Source organism: Campylobacter sp. S4:11, from assembly GCF_024723695.1.
In the GTDB taxonomy this organism is placed as follows: domain Bacteria; phylum Campylobacterota; class Campylobacteria; order Campylobacterales; family Campylobacteraceae; genus Campylobacter_D; species Campylobacter_D jejuni_C.
The window spans coordinates 1-672 of record NZ_JANQDC010000080.1; the positions used below are offsets into that span (position 1 = coordinate 1).

General features: G+C 25.0%; 1 pseudogene. It reads left to right on the plus strand.

Annotation, left to right across the window (positions count from 1 at the left end):
• Nucleotides 1-607, plus strand: a pseudogene (locus CAMP5053_RS08270) (hypothetical protein); the annotation flags it as partial.
• Nucleotides 608-672: the final 65 nt, after the last annotated feature.

The following is a 672-nucleotide window of genomic DNA, read 5'->3' on the forward strand; positions in this document are numbered from 1 at the left end:
AAATAAATGGTGGAAAGTTTTTAAAGATATTTTTGAAAAAGATATTATTGTTCATAAAAACAAATCAAATATTACCACCTACAATGCCACAGAAGGTGGAGCTAGGATAGAAGGAAGTATAGAAAAATCTTTTAAAGAATTATGTGAAAATTTATTAAAAGAAAATAAGCCTTTATTTAAAACTATTAATACCAACACATCCAAAATCGGAGCCAAATTAAAAACTACAAGAAAAAATATGGAAAAAATACTTTCTTACAATCAAAATAATATTAATAAATCTCAAATTCTTTTAGAAAAAATTCAAAAAGCTAAAATTAATTTAAAAGTTAAATCACTATTTAGGCAACTTGATGCATTTAAGAAACAGTTGTATAAAATATCCAATGGAGCATATGAGCTTTATCCTCATATTTTGTATCATCATGAATTAAAAACTAATGCCTTGTTGTGCAAAAACCCAAAAAACAAAAAAGAACAAGAGCAAATCACGAGAGAACTATTGAATATATATGAAGAAACTTTTAAAATACTTTTACATCTTTTTAATGTATTTGACAATGCTATAAAAGATGAAAGTGTAGAACTTTTTCAACTAACAAGGTAACCCCAATGAATGAACTTTTTTTAAAAAACACTCAAGCATTATTTGAAAAAGATCAGCCTTTAGCT